The sequence below is a fragment of the Paenibacillus sp. GL_099_B genome (genome assembly GCF_057835695.1).
On sequence record NZ_CM174430.1, the window covers coordinates 6,258,855 to 6,278,375 of the forward strand.

A 19,521-nucleotide genomic window follows, 5' to 3' on the forward strand; every position below is an offset into this window, starting at 1 on the left:
CTTGTTTAACACAAGTTCAGCTAGGATGATTGTTGTTTCGGTTACTTGAACCGAACAAGCATTCATCCCTAAAAGGAATGTTCTAATTCGCAATTTTCGTTTCGATATCTAGTTTTCAAAGAACAAGCTAAATAGACGAAATTCTTTGGTGGAGCCAAGCGGGATCGAACCGCTGACCTCCTGCTTGCAAGGCAGGCGCTCTCCCAGCTGAGCTATGGCCCCTCAAATTCCATCAAAACTGAACAAATGGATAAGTAACTGTGTTGCTGTTGCAGATCTAGTCTGCTATTTGAATGTTTCCACTCGGGAAACGATTCTCCATAGAAAGGAGGTGATCCAGCCGCACCTTCCGATACGGCTACCTTGTTACGACTTCACCCCAATCATCTATCCCACCTTCGGCGGCTGGCTCCTTGCGGTTACCCCACCGACTTCGGGTGTTATAAACTCTCGTGGTGTGACGGGCGGTGTGTACAAGACCCGGGAACGTATTCACCGCGGCATGCTGATCCGCGATTACTAGCAATTCCGACTTCATGCAGGCGAGTTGCAGCCTGCAATCCGAACTGAGACCGGCTTTTTAGGATTCGTTCCACCTCGCGGCTTCACAGCCCGTTGTACCGGCCATTGTAGTACGTGTGTAGCCCAGGTCATAAGGGGCATGATGATTTGACGTCATCCCCACCTTCCTCCGGTTTGTCACCGGCAGTCACCTTAGAGTGCCCATCCGAAATGCTGGCAACTAAGATCAAGGGTTGCGCTCGTTGCGGGACTTAACCCAACATCTCACGACACGAGCTGACGACAACCATGCACCACCTGTCTCCTCTGTCCCGAAGGAAAGATACATCTCTGTACCGATCAGAGGGATGTCAAGACCTGGTAAGGTTCTTCGCGTTGCTTCGAATTAAACCACATACTCCACTGCTTGTGCGGGTCCCCGTCAATTCCTTTGAGTTTCAGTCTTGCGACCGTACTCCCCAGGCGGAGTGCTTAATGTGTTAACTTCGGCACCAAGGGTATCGAAACCCCTAACACCTAGCACTCATCGTTTACGGCGTGGACTACCAGGGTATCTAATCCTGTTTGCTCCCCACGCTTTCGCGCCTCAGCGTCAGTTACAGCCCAGAGAGTCGCCTTCGCCACTGGTGTTCCTCCACATATCTACGCATTTCACCGCTACACGTGGAATTCCACTCTCCTCTTCTGCACTCAAGTCACCCAGTTTCCAGTGCGATCCGGGGTTGAGCCCCGGGATTAAACACCAGACTTAAATGACCGCCTGCGCGCGCTTTACGCCCAATAATTCCGGACAACGCTTGCCCCCTACGTATTACCGCGGCTGCTGGCACGTAGTTAGCCGGGGCTTTCTTCTCAGGTACCGTCACCTTGAGAGCAGTTACTCTCCCAAGCGTTCTTCCCTGGCAACAGAGCTTTACGATCCGAAAACCTTCATCACTCACGCGGCATTGCTCCGTCAGGCTTTCGCCCATTGCGGAAGATTCCCTACTGCTGCCTCCCGTAGGAGTCTGGGCCGTGTCTCAGTCCCAGTGTGGCCGATCACCCTCTCAGGTCGGCTACGCATCGTCGCCTTGGTGAGCCGTTACCCCACCAACTAGCTAATGCGCCGCAGGCCCATCCCCAAGTGACAGATTGCTCCGTCTTTCCAGTTCTCTTCAGGAGAAGAAAACAACTATTCGGTATTAGCTACCGTTTCCGGTAGTTGTCCCAAACTTGAGGGCAGGTTGCCTACGTGTTACTCACCCGTCCGCCGCTAACCATCAGAGAAGCAAGCTTCTCATCAAGTCCGCTCGACTTGCATGTATTAGGCATGCCGCCAGCGTTCGTCCTGAGCCAGGATCAAACTCTCCAATAAAGTATTGAAAAGAGCGATAAGCTCATTTTGAAACTGACGATTCATTATGAATCAAAAGTTACTATCCATTTGTTCAGTTTTCAAGGAACTTGTTTGTCCGTTTGTGTTAATACTTGTCAACCGGACAGGAATCTTATCTTATCATGTTGACTAACTAACTGTCAACTCTTTTTTTTCGTCAGCGTTCAAAGCGTTTCGACAATCATTCGTTTGAGGCGACAAGAAATAATATATCATGATCTAATTCATTTAGCAAGCACTTTTTAACAACCTTTATATAAATGGTTTATAATCCATACCCCTTCTAACTGAGACTCCTCTCAACTACATCAATCGACAGATTATATGAATCCAGAAGGAGCAACTCTATTTACTTACAGATAAGATACTAGATACTTCAGGTTACAAGTACATTAATTCTATTTACTAAAAACGGATAGGCACATCTACTTTTCCGTAAATAGTATTAGATAACTATTTAGAAGATACTTTTATATAAGAAGTGTTTCCCCTCCCCTTTTGATGCAAGTGATCCAAACGCTCTATAATAAGGTATATATAATATAGAATAAGGAATGAATATGATACTCCCGTTCAAGTAGCCACTGATACAATACTCAGTAATACTAAATTCAGAACCCGCTCTCTAATCACAATCGGCTTCATTTATATCGAAGATGCTCTGATGAATAACCTATATGGGGTGAACGCATATGAAGCAATGGCTGAAGAACTTTCGAAAGGGTTATGGTAAAAAGCTCGTTTCCATTCATGCCTGGAATGCCTGGATTGTTGTCATCCTCGCGGTATCAGGTCTTATGTTGGTCGGTGGTTTCTGGCGTGAGTTACTCGGGATTGGACGCGTATGGTTAAAGTGGCTACATATTATCGTCGGGCTAGCTATGCTGGCACCCGTGGTGTATTACTTACTTTTGGCCGGAAAGCACTGGAAACAACTTCGTAATAGGCCTTGGCAGAAAGCAAATACAATCGTTGTTCTTGCACTGCTGGTAGGTTGGCTGTTATCAGGTATTGTGTTATGGCAATTCAAGCTCGCTGGACCGAGATGGTCGAATGCCGCGCTTCTGGTTCATGATTTGCTGACTTGGGTTGGCCTGCCTTATATCATCTACCATTCCATCACGAGAACGAGGTGGTTAAAAGACCCTGCACGCCGTGCAGTAAAAACAACGACAGTTGTAGCAGAGGGTAGAAATATGGTGCATCCAACTAATGCTCCTGATGAAAATACAACACCTGCAGCGGTGGTTTCTACCGAATCTATACGTACCATTAAGGAAAGTCCTCTCCATCAACCAGAGAAACCTCAACCCGTGTATACACGGCGGGCATTTATTCGGTCTGCTGTAGGAGTGGGCCTAGCTGTGACTTTGGGGCCTACTTTTATATCATGGGTTGGACGAAACCTCAATATAGACAACAGTATTGATAGCATGCTGGAGAACGATCCCAATCACATGGTGCCATTGCCACAAGCACTACCAAGTTCCTTACCTCCCGTAGGGGGCGGGGCCGAAGGCCATTTTCGCGTATACACAGTAACACCGATACCTTCCTTTTCCAATGCAAACTGGTCATTCCGGATTGACGGGCTCGTTGAACGGGCGCAGGTATGGAACTGGGAGCAGTTTGTAAAGCTTGCACGTACCGTTCAGGTCAGTGACTTTCACTGCGTTACAGGTTGGTCTGTATATAAGAATACTTGGGAAGGCATATCTCTTAAGCAATTACTGACCCAAGCCGGAGTGAAACCCGAAGCGCACAGCGTCAAGTTCTACTCCGGAGATGGTGTATATACGGATGCCATTACAATGGATCAGGCGCAGATGGATGATATTATGGTAGCTGTCATGCATGATGGCAAACCGATCCCGGCAGATCTGGGCGGCCCGGTACGTTTGGTCATTCCCCAGATGTATGCCTATAAGTCTGTCAAGTGGCTGAATCGCATTGAACTGATCGACAGCGAACATATCGGCTACTGGGAAGAACGAGGTTACGATAAGGATGCATGGCTTACTGGTGCTTCTCAGGCGCGTTCCTGATTTAAGTTAATGCGCATATACAGTTAGGTTTAAATATACGTGTAAACCAAAGACCCCCGTTCCACGCATTCGTGGTACAGGGGTCTTTAAGTTATCTATTACTTAATCGGATAAAACTGAGAACTAAATCATAGTCTACTCCACATTCAGATCTATCCCTCTTGATTTAAAAGACGTACAAGTTCGTCCTCATCCTCAATGGTAGGAATGCCGAGATCATGAGCTTTGGTCAGTTTAGAGCCAGCCTTCTCTCCGGCAATAACAAGGTCTGTCTTTTTGGAGACACTGCCCGTCACCTTCGCTCCAAGCGCTTCCAGTCGTTGCGTTGCCTCTTCCCGTGTGAGTTGATGCAGCGTTCCAGTCAGCACGACCGTTTTGCCACTGAAGAAGGAATCTTCCACAATTGCTGCTGGTGCCTCAGGCGCCTGGGCTTTCACGCCCAAATTCAGCATCTTTTCGATGGCTGCCTGTGTAAACGGGTCTGCAAAGAAAGTCACAATGCTATCAGCTACAATGCCGCCTACGTCTGGAAGTTCAACGAGTTCCTCTGCCGTTGCATTCATAATGGCATGCAGGTCGCGGTAATGGTCAGCCAGCATGCGTGTAGTTGATTTACCTGTATTCGGGATACCCAGTGAATATAGGAACGAAGCGAGGTCACGATCCTTACTCTGCTCCAGGGCAGCAATAAGGTTGTTTGCTTTCTTTTCACCAAACCGCTCCAGCTTCACCAAATCATCAAATTGTAACGTATACAAATCAGCAGGCTCACGCACGTTCAATTCATCGTACAGCTGAATCGCCGTTTTCTCGCTGAATGTCTCGATGTCCATTGCATCACGGGAAGCAAAATGAGAAATTCGAGCCACCGTCTGCGGTTTGCACGCCAGCTTGTTGTTACAGAACAAATGCGCTCCACGCTGTTCCAGCGGGAATCCACATGCCGGACATTGCTCAGGGAACACAATCTCCTCGCCGTCACTCTCTTCAGTCACTTTGCCCAGGATTTCAGGAATGACATCGTTGGAACGACGGATAAAGACACGGGTACCCAAGGCAAACTTCAAATTTTTCCGCTCAATGTCACCCACGTTATTCAATGTGCAGTTCTGTACCGTTACCCCAGCTAACTCAACCGGTTCAACTCGAGCAAGTGGAGTCACTTTGCCAGTACGGCCCACATTCCAGACAACAGAGTTCAGAACGGTCGTCGTCTCTTCCGCCTCGAACTTGTACGCTACCGCCCAACGAGGGAATTTATCCGTGTAACCCAATGCCTCACGGGTGCGCATGTCTGTGATTTTGATAACAGCTCCATCGATGAGATAGTCCAGTTGACCACGGCTCTCCTGTATCGCAGCCAATTGCTCCATCACATCATCAAACTCATGGAAATACGTAATGGATGGATTGACTTTAAATCGATTCTCACGGAGAAAGTCCATCATCTCCTGATGGTTGGCAAACTGAATATCATCCGAATAACCTACATTATAAAAATAGGCGTTCAACCGCCGCTCAGCGGTAGTCTTCGGATTCAGGTTGCGCAGCGCTCCTGCTGCGGCATTCCGGGCATTTTTGAGCGGCTCTGCTGCTGTTTCATTATAACGATTCAATACAGACAGGTTCATGATGCCTTCACCCTGGACTTCAATCGTGCCACCTGTATAAGGGATTTTGAGGGGAACCGACTTAATCGTTCTAACCTGAGCCAAAATGCCCTCCCCTACAGTGCCGTTCCCACGCGTAGAGGCTTGAACCAGCTCACCGTTTGTGTAAGTTAGATTCAGGGTCAGACCGTCAAACTTCAGTTCAATTACATAGCCCGGTTCGGGCAACGGATTGTCCGGATTTTTGGTGTTGTAGTCATTGACCAGCTTGAGCACACGAGTATTCCAGTTTCGCAGCTGCTCAATATTTTGGGCTTTGTCCAAGCTCCACAATGAGGATAAATGGCGATGCGGTGTAAACCCTTTGAGCAGTTCACCACCCACACGCTGTGTCGGAGAATCAGGCAAAACCATGCCACTCTCCTGTTCCAGCGTAACCAGTTCATCGTACAGAAGATCATACTCCTTGTCGCTGATTTGCGGCTGATCCATCGTGTAGTACTGATAATTATGCTGGTTCAGCTCGGTAACGAGTTGCTCCATCCGGTGCATAGGGTCCATACAGGGCCATCCCTCCGTTATTATAATTTGGATCTATGTAGAACAAACACTCAAATTTGCACTTGAACTAAGATGACAGAACAACTCTCCGATCGCTGTTATCCCCAAATTTCTTTAATTCGTTTTTAAAGGGGGAAATCCGGGGATAAAGGCGAACACTTCGCTTCTCCAAGTTATTTCTGCCCTCTTAGTTATTTTGCAATATTGAAGTTTCGTTCTTAATCTATTCTACTTTGGTAATGGGAGCAAAGCCTGCAAGCAGACGTTTTAGGCCAACTGGGGCCGGGAATGCGATCTGAAGCTCTGTGTCATTACCCGTGCCTTTCACCCCAACAATGGTACCTGTTCCCCATTTGCCGTGTTGTACTTTATCTCCGGCCTTGAATCCGTCAGAACCAGCTCCGGCAGCGACCGGTTTAGATGCCGACGACGGGGCAGGCGTGCTGGATGTGCTGGACGACGTACTCACGGTAACCCGTGAGGAAGTAACTGACGAAGCGGAAGAACCGCTTTGGCTCTGACGATCAAACAACTTGCTTGCTCCGCCACCAAAATTGCTTCCTCCACTAGCACCAAGTCCACGGCCACCATATGATCCACCTGCGCTGCTACCACGACGGTAGCGGTCACGAGCGAAGGAGGTATCTTCTTTTAGCTCATCTGGAATTTCATCCAGGAAACGTGAAGGCGGGTTCGCCGTTGTGCGTCCGAACAAGGTCCGCATTTGCGCGCAAGACAGGAAGAGTTGTTCTTCCGCACGCGTAATGCCCACATAAGCCAGTCTGCGTTCTTCCTCCAGCTCCTCGTTATCCATAAAGGCCCGGCTATGTGGGAAAACTCCTTCCTCCATACCAACGATAAAGACGACAGGGAATTCCAGACCTTTGGCACTGTGCATCGTCATCAGGGTAACTGCGTCACTCTGATCCTCTTCATCATCGTTCATGCTGTCGATATCCGCAATCAGTGCGAGATCGGTGAGGAACGAAACGAGCGTTTTGTCTTCATTATTTTTCTCAAATTCCATGGTAACGGACAGGAACTCATCAATGTTCTCGAGCCGTGCACGGGATTCGAGTGTGTTTTCATTTTGCATCTCAAGTCGGTATTGGCTCATCTCGAGAATCTTCTCGGTCAATTCGGTCACAGACAGATACTCTACCATCTGATGCAGCGCGGCAATCATGTCATAGAACTCCACCAGCGCATTCCGCGTTCGACCGGCAAAACCAAGATCGTCCACGACCTGAAGTACACGGAATATTGAAATCCCCCGTTCTCCTGCTGCAGCTGCCAGCTTCGCTACCGTTGTATCACCAATGCTGCGTTTCGGTACATTAATAATCCGGGTAAGGCTGATGTCATCGTCAGGGTTGGAAAGCAGGCGCAGATACGCCAGAATGTCCTTGATCTCTTTACGATCATAGAACTTGATGCCGCCGACAATCTGATACGGAATATCAGACTTGATCAGAATTTCCTCTATAACCCGGGACTGGGCATTGGTACGGTACAAAATAGCGTGATTCTGATAGGATTTTCCATTCTTCACATTTTTACTAATCTCGGAGGTTACAAAGTATCCCTCATCATGTTCGGAATCCGCACGGTACACCTTGATCTTTGAGCCACCCTCTTTGTCCGTCCACAGTTTCTTCGGTTTGCGCCCAGTATTCAGGCCGATTACCTCATTCGCTGCATTCAGGATATTCGAAGTGGAACGATAGTTTTGCTCCAGCAAAATCGTATTGGCTTCAGGGTAGTCTTTCTCAAAATTCAGGATGTTGCTGATATCCGCTCCACGCCAGCGATAGATTGATTGGTCACTATCACCTACGACGCAAATGCGGTGATGACTATCAGCTAGCATGCGGCAGAGCATGTATTGCGCACGGTTGGTATCCTGATACTCATCCACGTGAATATACTGGAATTTCTTTTGGTAGAAGTCGAGAACTTCCGGTACCTCTTTGAAAAGTTGAATGGTCGCCATGATGAGATCGTCAAAGTCGAGCGAGTTGTTTGCTCTGAGTTTTTTCTGATACATCTTATATACCTTCGCCACAATGCCTTCGAAATAGTCAGCAGCCTGCTTCTCATATTGCTCCGGACTGATCAATTCATTCTTCGCGGTACTCATCATCGACTGCACGGCTTTTGGTTCAAATTTCTTGGTGTCGATGTTCTGGTCTTTCATACAACTACGAATTACAGATAATTGATCAGATGAGTCCAAAATGCTGAAATTGGAGGTGAAGCCGATGCGTTCAATGTCACGGCGCAGAATACGCACGCACATGGAGTGGAACGTTGATACCCAGATGTCACGACCCTGAGAGCCTCCAACCAGTTGGGATACTCGGTCTTGCATCTCGCGTGCTGCTTTGTTCGTAAACGTAATAGCCAAAATGCCCCACGGGGGTGCTTTCCGTGTTGCAATAAGATAGGCAATCCGGTGTGTGAGCACACGGGTCTTACCACTGCCCGCTCCAGCCATTATCAACAGCGGTCCATCCGTCGCCTCGACGGCTTGCCGTTGGGGGGTGTTAAGCCGTGCAACGGCATCATGTATATTTACAGGTTGCATGCATGCATGTTCCTTTCGTTGGTTGAAATCGATATAAGTAGTACTAAGGGTTACACTCGTCACTACGATGACAGAATAATCTTCCGATCGCCGTTATTCCCGGATTTTTTGATCTACTTTTTCAAAGTGAAAATCCGGTAATAAATGCGAGCACTTCGTTTCTCCAGCTTATTTCTGTCCTCTTCGTTCTCGTGTCAAAATTAGTCTAGCTTATATTTAAGGGTAGTTGAAATTACAATTGAACTGCAATTACTATCTTTCAGTTGTTGAAAAAGTGAGAACGCTCCGCTTCTCCATTGCAATCTCCGTTGTAGTGTAAACAACATTACGTTTATACAACTTATTTAATTAGTAAGGTCAAAGTTCTATTTTAACAGATCAGGAGGGGAAATTGGGGGAATGGTAAACTAAACCGATTAAATGGATTGTTTCACAGCTTGGACAGTCTCCAACGCCTTGTGCAAATCACTGTAAACAATGTTTCCAATCACAACGGTGTCTGCGACATGAGCAGCTTGTCCAGCTTTCTCCGGACTATCAATCCCGCCGCCATAGATGAGATGCGCCTTGGTGAGTTGTCTGTGCGTCTCTCCAACCAGATCCATATCTCCAAATGTTCCGCTGTACTCCATGTATACGATAGGCAGGTTAAGCAGACGTTCAGCAGCCTGGGCGTAAGCAACCGCAGCATCCGTCGTCAATTCCGTATCCGCTCCGGTCATTCGAGCAACAGTGGAGTCGGCATTGAGGACAATATAGCCTTCTGCAATAAGCAGATCCCATGGGATCAGATAACCGTAACGCTCGATGGCTTGCTGATGCTGTCCGATCATCCATTTGCTATCCGTTGCATTCAGCACCATCGGAATCAGATATCCGTCAAAACCGGGTACAACTGCCTCCAGATCGGATACTTCCAGCACACAGGGCAACTCGTAGCGACGTACTCGGGACATCAGGTCCACCGTGTTGTCATAGGTAATTCCCGAAGACCCGCCAACAATAATGGCATCGGTTCCCGACATGCAAATCAGGTCGAGTGCTTCATCCGTTATTTCCCGGTCCGGGTCTAGCTTAAATACATGTCTCCACTGCTTAATCATGTCTATCAACGAACATTCCTCCAGAGGTTCTTCTGCATCCTAAAAAGCTTGTAAACTAAGTCTAAGTCAGCAGGGAGTGAGTGTCAATGTTCGTATAAAAAGGGGAACAAAAAATCACAGACTTTTCCCTGGAATTCCAGGAGAAGCCTGTAATTTTAGATGGTAGGGATGTGATGCTACAGAATTTAAGCCAGCGCCTGGTGCCACTTCGAACATCAATATCTTGAGTAGAGTTGGATCCAAAGTCTCAAGTAGGGATACCGCAACCTCTGAATCATACTTTAATAATCAAGGCTTCCAGGCAAAACGTGTGTTCATCTCATCCAGTTCCTGCTCGGTCAATACATCCGAATACACGCCGTACACGCCCCATTTCTCATAGTTTGCTACCTGATCGGTGTCATTAATGGTATGCACGTAGGTGACGGCTCCTGCCTGCTTCAGCTTGGCAACGAAATTCTGGTTTACTTTATATTCCGGCATGGTTACGGCATCGATGTCATTCTTTTGTACAAAATCAACCACCTGGGCTTCAGTATCCTGCGTAGCGTAAAGGGTATAAATAATAGAAGGAAAAGCGTAGATTTCTTTCACGGTTTCGAGCATCGGCTCGTTATAGATCTGAACTACAACCCGATTAAGGATTGTCGGATCATGTTTCTTGGCTGCGTCCACGAGTGATTTCAACACCTGCTGAATATCCTCGTCCTTCTGTTCTTTTGTATCGGTCACGATATACATATCCGGGTACTTGGCCAATACATCCATAATGCCGTCGGCATCCATGGGCTGATACATGCCCAGAATGGGTGTATTCATAAATTCATGATGTGTCAGTGCCCCAGCCTGCTTGTCTTCGGGTAACTCCTCGTCCTGTCCCAGCATTTTGCTCATGTTGGCCGTCCATTCATGTCTGGCTACTGCTTTGCGGTCCGAGGTCAGCATAAAGTCAATCTCAAACACACGTGTGCCCTTCTCATAATTGGCAATCATCGCCTCATAGGCGTTGGTGTAAGGCTGCTCACGGATACTGCCCATGGCATGAGCAATCAGTCGATAGGCCGTAAACCCATCGTGCTGCTCCTCGCTCTGACTGTCATAGGCAAAAAAGAGTGTGCCCACGGTTACGATGAGTAGTGTAATGACGGCGGCAATTCGTTTCATATGGCGTTCACATCCTTAATAGGGTGGTAGGGAAAGAAAAAGAGTATGATTATCATGATATGACGATGCATGTGCGGTTTTTCCTTTTTGATAGCTAACTACCCTGATTGGAGAGGTGTAAAACAAAAAGCCGCCCGGAGGCGGCTGTTAAATGGTGGATCATTGGAATTGAGCGAAGATTAATAAGCATTCTTGAGGCCATTTCGAATGGTTTCCCATATGATTTTGATATCGAATAATAAGGACCAGTTTTCAATATAAAAGATGTCCTGTTCAATCCGATCCTCGATGGAGGTATCTCCTCTTAAACCTTTACTTTGCGCCAATCCCGTAATTCCTGGGCGGACGTGATGTTTAATCATATATTTCGGAATTTCATCCCGGAATTGATTCACGTAGTATGGACGTTCCGGTCGTGGGCCGACTACACTCATGTGACCCAACAGCACGTTGAAAAATTGAGGCAATTCATCCAGGCTGGTGCTTCTTATAAATGTGCCAAAGGCCGTTCGGCGAGGATCATTCTTGGTTGACCAACCCGTGTCTATTGTGCCTTCAGGAATGACTTTCATGGAGCGAAATTTATACATCATGAAGTTGCGACGATTGAGACCGACACGCTCCTGTTTGAATATGATAGGACCGGATGATGTAATTCGTACGCCGAGTGCAACGATGGCCATGACTGGTGAAGTCAGGATGATCGCAACAAGAGAGAACAAAATATCGAACGTACGCTTCATCAGTCGGTTTACCGCAATATCCAGCGGGATATCACGCACGTTTATCATGGGCATGCCAGCAAAATTGTCGAAATGAGGACGTGCCGGCAGATAGTCGTAAAAATCGGGAATAATCAGTGTGCGTACCCCCGCCTTTTCACACACATTAATAATATGCGAATACTTGTCATGAGCATCCAGTGGCAGTGCCAAAATGACTTCGTCAACAAGATGCGTTGATAAGAACTCTTCCAGTTCATCGATTCGCCCAAGAATGGGTTTGTATCTCCCCTGTTCTGTCTCATCCCAATGGCGGTAGTCATCCAGGAATCCGGTAACCTCATATCCAAGCTCAGGGTAGTTTCGGAGGTTGTCATAAAAACGTTTGCCCAGCGAACCTGCTCCAAGGATCAGCACGAACTGGCGGTTGAAGCCTTTTTTACGCAATCGTTTCAATTGTAACTTTACGAAATAACGGTAGACCAATGTGAATGACACATTGCCTATCATATACATGGCGAGATAAGCACGAGAGATGTTTACTTCTTTGAAAAAGAACATCAGGCTCAGCAACATGAAAAAGGCAACACCATGAGATTGAACAATTCTCCAAAGTTCATCGACAAAGCGTTTTTTTCGCTTGGCTATATACAAAGAGGACATCATTCCTGCCAAAATGGCAAGTAATGCGTAAACGACACTCCATAGCATGTATTTTTCAATTGGCAATGGATTCTGGTTCGTTAACAAATCACTTTCGAATTTCAACCACCAGGCCAGCAGAAACGACAACTGAATCACGCCAAAATCAGCCGCAATATACAGTTGGGTTAGAAATCGCTGATTACGCCGAATCATGGGTTCACCTCGGAAGATGTTTCATTCTCCGCTCTCATGCGGGTTGCAGTCTGCCCTGGGCGGGCAGGAAGAGACAACTTGCTGCGCAGCAGGGACAACGTAAATTTGAGCGAGATGCCCATCCACACGGTTACATTCATAATTGGATTGTATTTCTTCGCGTAGTGCTTGCGGTGGAACACCCACATCGCTCTATGAAACTCATACGTAATTTTCAAAGGTTTGCGGCGGGCACTGCCACCCTTGTAGTGCACAATATATGTACGCGGATAGTAAAAAATGCCCCAATCCGCCTCTTTGATGCGATAACACCAATCGATATCTTCTCCGTACATAAAAAACGTCTCATCCAAACCACCAACTTGCTCAATCGTCTCACGGCGCACCAGCATAAACGCACCAACCAGACAATCTACCGGATATTCGTCATCCGGGCTGAGATGTCCCAGTTGGTATTGATTGAACTTCGGCCGATCCGGGAAGAGACGAGAAATACCGAATGCATAATAGAATGATGCTGATGGCGTAGGAAATCCCCGTTTGCACGCTTTGTCCAACGAGCCATCCGGCAAGATGACTTTGCAGCCTGAGGCCCCCATCTCCGGGTAGCGGTCCATGAATCCGACCATAATTTGCAGCGTATCCGGCTGAACGACCGTGTCCGAATTGAGTAGCAGGATATAGCGTCCTTTGGCTACTTTCATTCCCTGATTGTTGGCAACGGCGAAGCCTGTGTTGTCTTCGTTAGCTATAAGATGCACTTGAGGATACGCCTCTCGGATCGCTTGCACAGAATCATCCTGCGAGGCATTGTCCACGACGATAATCTCGTGACTGTATGAGGTATTGGAGGCATAGATAGAGTCCAGACAGTCCAGCGTCAGCTGACGGGTGTTGTAGTTGACGATGATGATGCTAGTGTCGACCATTTGAGATGCCTCTGTTAATTGTAAACCGACCGAATGGGCAGCTTCTGATACTTGGGTCATTTGTAAAACTCCTGACTTGTGGTGCTTTATATAAAAACTCGATCTTTTCTTCATACGAATACATGGTAAAAGCACGCTTCAAGAAACTATTTATTCTTAAGATAGACGATATCTATCCAACGAGAGTATATCATATTTTGGGAGAGGTAGCAGTTGAAAGGTATGTTTCCTCATGTATATTTCTCCGTAATGTAACATATTTAAGTATTGTTATCCAGAATAGAAGCACCTATCTAAGAAAAGGATTTTTGAAGGAATACCATATTCTAAGAATACGCATTTCACCTCATCACTCTCGTACAGATATTTTCTATACCATGAAAAATCTCCCACTCATACATTAATGGGCGGGAGATTAGAGTGCTTAATTTTGTACTTCGGGTATTTTTTTCAAAAAATCGCGCAGTCCTTCACGCCAAGGCCTAAGATCATTAAGTCCATTGGTACGGATCGACAGATGCTCCATCACCGAGTTTCGTGGGCGCGGGGCAGGGCGAGGAAACTGATCTGTAGCACAAGGATCAACTTTGGCTTGAATATGGAAACCAGATAATAACTGAGCCTCTTCAAAAATTGCTTGAGTGAATTCGTACCATGTACATACCCCACTGTTGGAAGCATGGTAGACGCCATATTTTTCAGTACTCATTAAATCATGCAAGAAGTAAGCCAAATCAACCGTATACGTGGGTGATCCCTTCTGGTCGTGTACAACTTGAAGCTTTGGCTTCTCCTGACCAAGTTTCAATATGGTTTTCACAAAATTATTACCGTAAACGCCATATACCCATGAAGTGCGGACAATAAACCATCGGCAAGATAAAGATTGTACCAACAGTTCTCCTGCACGTTTGGACTTACCGTAGACGCTCTGGGGATTCGTGTTATCATATTCTTGGTAAGGCGCATCGGAGGTACCGTCGAATACATAATCCGTACTGATATAAATAAGCTTTGCTCCAATTTGCTCAGCAGCTACAGCAATATTTCGGGTTCCTGTGGCGTTGACTAAGTAGGCTCCATCTACATCCGTCTCAGCGGCATCCACCGCAGTATAAGCCGCACAATGGATGACCACCTCTGGATGATAAGTCGATATAACATTGTTGCTTTGAAGCTGATCTGTAATATCCAATTGTTCGCGATCACAAGCCAGAACGTCATGCCCCTCTTTTTCCAAAAGAAGCACCATATCACGTCCCAATTGTCCGTTGGCTCCAGTCACAAGCACCTTCATGCCTTGGCGTCTCCCAAACGAGAACCGTATTGCTTCGCATAGTAATCCTGATAGGCACCAGACTGAATACGCGTCCACCATTCCTTATTATCGAGATACCACTGGATGGTTTCTTTAATTCCCGTTTCAAAATTATATTTAGGCTTCCAGCCGAGTTCATTCATCGTTTTGGTCGGGTCAATACCATATCTGCGATCATGTCCAAGACGGTCCTGTACGTATTGGATCAAAGATTCGGGTTTACCGAGCTGCTCCAGGATCGTTTCGACAATGTGTACATTAGTTCTCTCGTTATTGCCACCAATATTGTACACCTCACCATTACGTCCCTGGTGAATAACCAGATCAATCGCACTGCAATGATCCTCTACATATAGCCAATCCCGAATGTTCAGCCCGTCTCCATATACAGGTAGAGCTTCATCATTCAACGCACGCGAGATCATGAGTGGAATGAGTTTTTCCGGGAACTGGAACGGTCCGTAATTGTTAGAACAGCGTGTAATATTCACAGGAAGACCAAAGGTTTCGTGATAAGCGCGTACCAATAAATCTCCTCCAGCCTTGGAGGCAGAGTACGGGCTATTCGGCTGAAGTGGGGTCTCTTCCGTAAACAATCCTGTAGGTCCGAGAGAGCCGTACACCTCATCTGTTGAAACTTGAACAAACTTAGTGATATTGTGCTTTTTGGAGGCATCCAGTAATACCTGAGTACCGTTGACGTTCGTTTTCACAAACACATCAGGTTCCAGGATACTGCGATCCACATGAGATTCAGCAGCAAAGTTAACTACCACATCCACGCCCTGACCGATCAGGCGGTCCATTTCCTTGGCGTCAGTGATATCTGCTTTAACAAAGGTATGTCGCTTGTTGCCTTCAAGTGGTTTTAAGTTCTCCAGATTGCCAGCATAGGTGAGTGCATCCACGTTGATAATCTCATAGTCTGGGTACTGCTCAAGCATATACATGACAAAGTTACTTCCGATAAATCCGGCACCGCCGGTAACAAGCAGTTTCATACGGTTGAAACCTCCTAATTACTTCACTTCTAAATTGAAATTGATCTCCGCATCCTGGAGCAGAGGATGTCTTTGGTCCTTATCTGATAAGGTCGGATTCGATGTTGGCCAATCAATTCCAAGTGCCGGGTCACTCCATAATATGCCTCGGTCGTTCTCTGGGGAATAATGTTCGTCTACTTTATACAAGACTTGAGTGTTAGGCACCAAGGTACAGAAGCCATGAGCGAACCCTTTGGGCACCAGCAGCTGACGGTGATTGTGCTCACTCAGGATGAAGCTCTCCCATTTTCCAAAGGTTGGAGAACCTTGGCGAATGTCCAAAATGACATCATAGATCGCTCCGGAAATGACACGGATTAGCTTGGTTTGAGCTTTAGGATTGAGTTGATAGTGCAGTCCGCGCAGGACACCAGGCAAAGCTGATAAGGATTGATTATCTTGAATAAAGTGATAGTTGAGTCCGTGCTGCTTCATGAGCTTGTCGTTGTAACTTTCCATAAAAAAACCCCGGTGATCTCCATGAACCACCTGTTCCAGCAGAACAGCTCCCTGTAACTTTGAGGAAGTCACTTTCATCGTTGAGCTCCCCTTTATTATAGTTTTAATTTACCGAATTCATCTCCAAATTTGATTTCTTGTGAGAGCTCATTCGCCCTAGCGAGAGAAGCATGAGTTCCTGCGTCTGTCCACCAACCTTGCAAAATATCAAATGTCAGCTGGCCACTTTGAATATAAGCATTATTAACATCTGTAATTTCCAATTCACCACGAGCTGATGGTTTTAACGTTTTGATAATCTCAAACACGTTGCTATCAAACATATATATGCCAGTAACCGCGTAGTTGCTTTTAGGCAACTGCGGTTTTTCTTCAATGGATATTATGCGTGTTCCTTCAATTTCAGGAACTCCAAAACGTTGCGGATCCGAAACCTCTTGAATCAGGATTTTGGCTCCAGTACCCTGTGCCCTAAAGTTATCGACAAAAGGAGCTATATTATTCGAAAATACATTATCTCCTAATATAACGGTCATTTGATCATTTCCTACAAAGTGTTTGGCAAGATCCAAAGCTTGAGCAATTCCTCCAGCCTCATCTTGAACTTTGTATGTAAAAGTGACACCCATGTCACTACCACTACCAAGCAGATTGACAACATCCCCCATGTGGTCTTTACCTGTAACGATCAGAATGTCTTCAATACCTGCCTGCTTAAGTTTGTATACGGAATGAAAAATCATAGGATATTTCCCCACAGGAAGAAGGTGTTTATTGGTGACCTTTGTCAAGGGATACAAGCGTGAGCCTGTCCCACCTGCTAGAATTATGCCTTTCATGTGTATAGCCTCCATTTATTTGCTTTTTATGATCGTTTTGGATAAAAGAAAGGTGATCGGAACTGTGATTATCATGGCAACCAAGGGCACGATTTGAACATGAAATTGAGCGTACTCAACTAAAACATAGAGCAACAGCATGTTGACTAGATATTGTACCAAATAAACAATTGGGAATTTAAGGAATTTATAGAATGATATCTTCTCTTTAAAAACAAATACCGAATTTAGATAATAGGATAGAAAAATTCCTGCAATATAAGATACGGAGTATGAGAGGGAATAATTGTAGAACAGCAGCAAAAATAAATACATCAGATATGTAGCCAGCGTATTTATTCCTCCACTGATCAAAAATTTCAAAAATTCCTTATTCAAATGTTTGGTCAATAACATAGGAAGGCCGTTCCCTACTTTCATCAAGTATCCTCCAAAGATATTCCCCAATTATTCCCAACATAACCATTATAACACCCAACAAAAATGTTATTAAAGCGATAATCGTAGTCCATCCCTGCAACTCAATAATTCCGAATATTGTACTTATCACTACAAAAGCTCCGTATAAGATGCTAAGTAAAGCGGTGAAAAATCCAATCAAAGACATAAATCGGATTGGAGCATAGGAAAAACTGACAAATGAATCCACAAATAGCTTGATTTTTTTGGAAAGTGTCCATCTTGACTTTCCCAGCTTTCGTTCTTGTCTGACATAAGGAATTTGAACCTGATCATGTCCAAGCCAAAAAATCAGACTCATAATATTCGTGTTTTTTTCCTGAATATGAAGAACTTCCTGAACAACCTGCTGATCAATTAGTAAAAAATCGAACCCACCTTTGGGATAGTCCTTCAACGCAAGCTTCTCCAACATGTAATAATACGTATTAGAGAATAACTTCTGGGAAAAAGATTCTTCACGATCTGCTCTGGTTCCAAGCACGATCTTTTTGCCCACTTTCCAGTGGTCCAGCATTTCTCTGAACATTTCAGGCGGATCCTGTAAATCAGCAGCAATTATCCCAACACAATCTCCAGTTGTATATCCTAATCCGGCTTGAATTGCAGACATCGAGCCAAAGTTCCGGCTAAGCTTAATTACTTTAATTCGTGAATCTCGATCTCTGGCTTCGAGCAGTAACTCTAGAGATCTGTCTTTGGACCCATCGTCAACAAACACGAATTCAAAATCACACTCGGGCATAAGATTTTGCAGTTTCTGTAATCGCGGTACAGTATGCGGAATATTTAATTCATTGTAGTAAATGGGCACAACAATAGAAAACTTAATGCGTTCTGTACTCATTTACAACCTCCACAACTCTCTTGACATCTTCCATTTCCATAACTGGACTGATAGGAAGACTCACCACTTCAGCATGGATTTTTTCAGATATCGGAAATACAAGATCATTCCATTCCTTGTAGGCTTCCTGCCTATGAGGAGGAATAGGATAATGAATCATGGTCTGTACATTATTACTGGTCATATAATCAATAAAATGATTCCGATTTTCTACGCGAATTACAAAAAGGTGCCACACATGTGATTCCGGCTCATTCTGCGCAGCTGGTAGCGTTATATATTGATTGACGATGTTACTTAAGTAGAAGGAAGATATCTCCCTTCTACGCTCATTATCCTGGTCAAGCCAATTTAATTTTTCACTTAGAATTGGAGCCTGGATTTCATCTAACCTGCTATTGTAACCCTTGAATAAATTTTCGTATTTTTTTTGAGAGCCATAATTACGAAGAGCCATTAATCGATTGTACAAACCTTCATCATTTGTAGTGATAGCCGCACCGTCTCCTAAGGCACCCAGATTTTTTCCTGGGTAAAAACTGAATGCACCGGCATCTCCCAAATTCCCCACACGTTTGCCGTCATACAAGGCACCATGGGCTTGGGCACAGTCTTCTATTACTCTTAAATTATATCGATTAGCAATCTCATTAATAGGGTTCATATCACAGGATTGTCCATATAAATGTACGACTAATATTGCTTTTGTTTTGGGAGTGATATGTGCTTCAATTTTGGCAGGATCCAGATTAAATGTTAGCAAATCAGGCTCCACTAATACAGGGGTAGCTCCATTAGCAGAAATCGATAGTATCGAAGCGATATAAGTATTGGATGGTACGATCACTTCATCACCTGGGCCGATATCGTAACCATGAATAATAAGTTCAAGTGCATCCAACCCGTTAGCAACACCTACGCAATATTGAGTACCACAATATTCTGCAAACTCATTTTCGAAAGCTTTTACGTTACTACCTAAGATGTACCAACCTGAATGAAGAACATTATGTACTCCGTCCAAAAGGGCCTTCTCATGGCGTAAATTTATTTTCTTGAGGTCCAAAAAAGGAATCAATC

At 45.4% G+C, this 19,521-nt stretch carries 14 protein-coding genes, 1 tRNA gene and 1 rRNA gene; 1 reads left to right on the forward strand and 15 read right to left on the reverse strand.

Annotated elements, in window-relative coordinates:
• Positions 1-146: 146 nt before the first annotated feature.
• Together AC3ITG_RS28575 and AC3ITG_RS28580 are read right to left on the reverse strand one after the other, a co-directional pair.
• Positions 147-222 (reverse strand) — tRNA-Ala (locus AC3ITG_RS28575).
• A 102-nt stretch (positions 223-324) separates the two neighbouring features.
• Positions 325-1,876, reverse strand: a 16S ribosomal RNA gene (locus AC3ITG_RS28580).
• Positions 1,877-2,589: 713 nt separating this feature from the next.
• Here AC3ITG_RS28580 and AC3ITG_RS28585 point away from each other — a divergent pair.
• Positions 2,590-3,942: a molybdopterin-dependent oxidoreductase gene (locus AC3ITG_RS28585; protein ID WP_489251999.1), complete on the forward strand. Its 1,353-nt coding sequence runs from the start codon at positions 2,590-2,592 to the stop codon at positions 3,940-3,942.
• A gap of 152 nt (positions 3,943-4,094) precedes the next feature.
• Here AC3ITG_RS28585 and ligA read toward each other — a convergent pair whose 3' ends face one another.
• The 13 genes from ligA to AC3ITG_RS28650 all read right to left on the reverse strand — a co-directional run bounded on the left by ligA (position 4,095) and on the right by AC3ITG_RS28650 (position 19,519).
• The gene (gene ligA, locus AC3ITG_RS28590) at positions 4,095-6,113 is read right to left on the reverse strand and encodes an NAD-dependent DNA ligase LigA (protein ID WP_489252000.1); all 2,019 of its coding nucleotides are present in this window, start codon (positions 6,111-6,113) and stop codon (positions 4,095-4,097) included.
• Positions 6,114-6,336: 223 nt separating this feature from the next.
• Positions 6,337-8,700 (reverse strand): DNA helicase PcrA, encoded by a 2,364-nt coding sequence (pcrA, locus tag AC3ITG_RS28595; protein WP_489252001.1) that lies wholly within the window; start codon positions 8,698-8,700, stop codon positions 6,337-6,339.
• A 416-nt stretch (positions 8,701-9,116) separates the two neighbouring features.
• Positions 9,117-9,803 (reverse strand): heptaprenylglyceryl phosphate synthase, encoded by a 687-nt coding sequence (pcrB, locus tag AC3ITG_RS28600; protein WP_489254541.1) that lies wholly within the window; start codon positions 9,801-9,803, stop codon positions 9,117-9,119.
• 288 nt (positions 9,804-10,091) lie between these two features.
• Positions 10,092-10,967 (reverse strand): phosphatidylinositol-specific phospholipase C/glycerophosphodiester phosphodiesterase family protein, encoded by an 876-nt coding sequence (locus tag AC3ITG_RS28605; protein WP_489252002.1) that lies wholly within the window; start codon positions 10,965-10,967, stop codon positions 10,092-10,094.
• A 179-nt stretch (positions 10,968-11,146) separates the two neighbouring features.
• Complete coding sequence (locus tag AC3ITG_RS28610) at positions 11,147-12,547, reverse strand: undecaprenyl-phosphate glucose phosphotransferase (protein ID WP_489252003.1); 1,401 nt, start codon at positions 12,545-12,547, stop codon at positions 11,147-11,149.
• Positions 12,544-13,476, reverse strand: a complete 933-nt coding sequence (locus tag AC3ITG_RS28615; RefSeq protein ID WP_489254542.1) for a glycosyltransferase family 2 protein — start codon at positions 13,474-13,476, stop codon at positions 12,544-12,546. The genes AC3ITG_RS28610 and AC3ITG_RS28615 overlap by 4 nt, the downstream gene beginning before the upstream one ends.
• A gap of 424 nt (positions 13,477-13,900) precedes the next feature.
• The gene (gene rfbD, locus AC3ITG_RS28620; RefSeq protein WP_489252004.1) at positions 13,901-14,773 is read right to left on the reverse strand and encodes a dTDP-4-dehydrorhamnose reductase; all 873 of its coding nucleotides are present in this window, start codon (positions 14,771-14,773) and stop codon (positions 13,901-13,903) included.
• Positions 14,770-15,795: a dTDP-glucose 4,6-dehydratase gene (gene rfbB, locus AC3ITG_RS28625; protein ID WP_489252005.1), complete on the reverse strand. Its 1,026-nt coding sequence runs from the start codon at positions 15,793-15,795 to the stop codon at positions 14,770-14,772. The genes rfbD and rfbB overlap by 4 nt, the downstream gene beginning before the upstream one ends.
• Positions 15,796-15,813: 18 nt before the next feature.
• A complete protein-coding gene (gene rfbC, locus AC3ITG_RS28630; RefSeq protein ID WP_489252006.1) occupies positions 15,814-16,374 on the reverse strand; it encodes a dTDP-4-dehydrorhamnose 3,5-epimerase in 561 nt (186 codons plus the stop codon).
• A gap of 17 nt (positions 16,375-16,391) precedes the next feature.
• Positions 16,392-17,135, reverse strand: coding sequence for a sugar phosphate nucleotidyltransferase (locus tag AC3ITG_RS28635; protein ID WP_489252007.1), 744 nt, complete (start codon positions 17,133-17,135; stop codon positions 16,392-16,394).
• Between the two features lie 15 nt (positions 17,136-17,150).
• Entirely contained in the window at positions 17,151-17,555 is a 405-nt protein-coding gene (locus AC3ITG_RS28640; protein ID WP_489252008.1) for a GtrA family protein, read from the reverse strand.
• Entirely contained in the window at positions 17,506-18,441 is a 936-nt protein-coding gene (locus tag AC3ITG_RS28645) for a glycosyltransferase family 2 protein (protein WP_489252009.1), read from the reverse strand. Before AC3ITG_RS28645 ends, AC3ITG_RS28640 begins: the two co-directional genes overlap by 50 nt.
• Positions 18,422-19,519 (reverse strand): DegT/DnrJ/EryC1/StrS family aminotransferase, encoded by a 1,098-nt coding sequence (locus AC3ITG_RS28650; RefSeq protein ID WP_489252010.1) that lies wholly within the window; start codon positions 19,517-19,519, stop codon positions 18,422-18,424. The genes AC3ITG_RS28645 and AC3ITG_RS28650 overlap by 20 nt, the downstream gene beginning before the upstream one ends.
• Positions 19,520-19,521 lie beyond the last annotated feature (2 nt).

Bases quoted from the DNA above. Each gene is read 5' to 3' on its own strand.
- pcrB (WP_489254541.1), bottom strand. From the start codon at position 9,803: ATGATTAAGCAGTGGAGACATGTATTTAAGCTAGACCCGGACCGGGAA.
- rfbC (WP_489252006.1), bottom strand. From the start codon at position 16,374: ATGAAAGTGACTTCCTCAAAGTTACAGGGAGCTGTTCTGCTGGAACAG.
- AC3ITG_RS28585 (WP_489251999.1), top strand. From the start codon at position 2,590: ATGAAGCAATGGCTGAAGAACTTTCGAAAGGGTTATGGTAAAAAGCTC.
- AC3ITG_RS28640 (WP_489252008.1), bottom strand. From the start codon at position 17,555: ATGAAAGTAGGGAACGGCCTTCCTATGTTATTGACCAAACATTTGAAT.
- AC3ITG_RS28615 (WP_489254542.1), bottom strand. From the start codon at position 13,476: ATGGTCGACACTAGCATCATCATCGTCAACTACAACACCCGTCAGCTG.
- AC3ITG_RS28610 (WP_489252003.1), bottom strand. From the start codon at position 12,547: ATGATTCGGCGTAATCAGCGATTTCTAACCCAACTGTATATTGCGGCT.
- rfbD (WP_489252004.1), bottom strand. From the start codon at position 14,773: ATGAAGGTGCTTGTGACTGGAGCCAACGGACAATTGGGACGTGATATG.
- AC3ITG_RS28605 (WP_489252002.1), bottom strand. From the start codon at position 10,967: ATGAAACGAATTGCCGCCGTCATTACACTACTCATCGTAACCGTGGGC.
- pcrA (WP_489252001.1), bottom strand. From the start codon at position 8,700: ATGCAACCTGTAAATATACATGATGCCGTTGCACGGCTTAACACCCCC.
- ligA (WP_489252000.1), bottom strand. From the start codon at position 6,113: ATGGACCCTATGCACCGGATGGAGCAACTCGTTACCGAGCTGAACCAG.
- AC3ITG_RS28645 (WP_489252009.1), bottom strand. From the start codon at position 18,441: ATGAGTACAGAACGCATTAAGTTTTCTATTGTTGTGCCCATTTACTAC.
- AC3ITG_RS28635 (WP_489252007.1), bottom strand. From the start codon at position 17,135: ATGAAAGGCATAATTCTAGCAGGTGGGACAGGCTCACGCTTGTATCCC.
- rfbB (WP_489252005.1), bottom strand. From the start codon at position 15,795: ATGAAACTGCTTGTTACCGGCGGTGCCGGATTTATCGGAAGTAACTTT.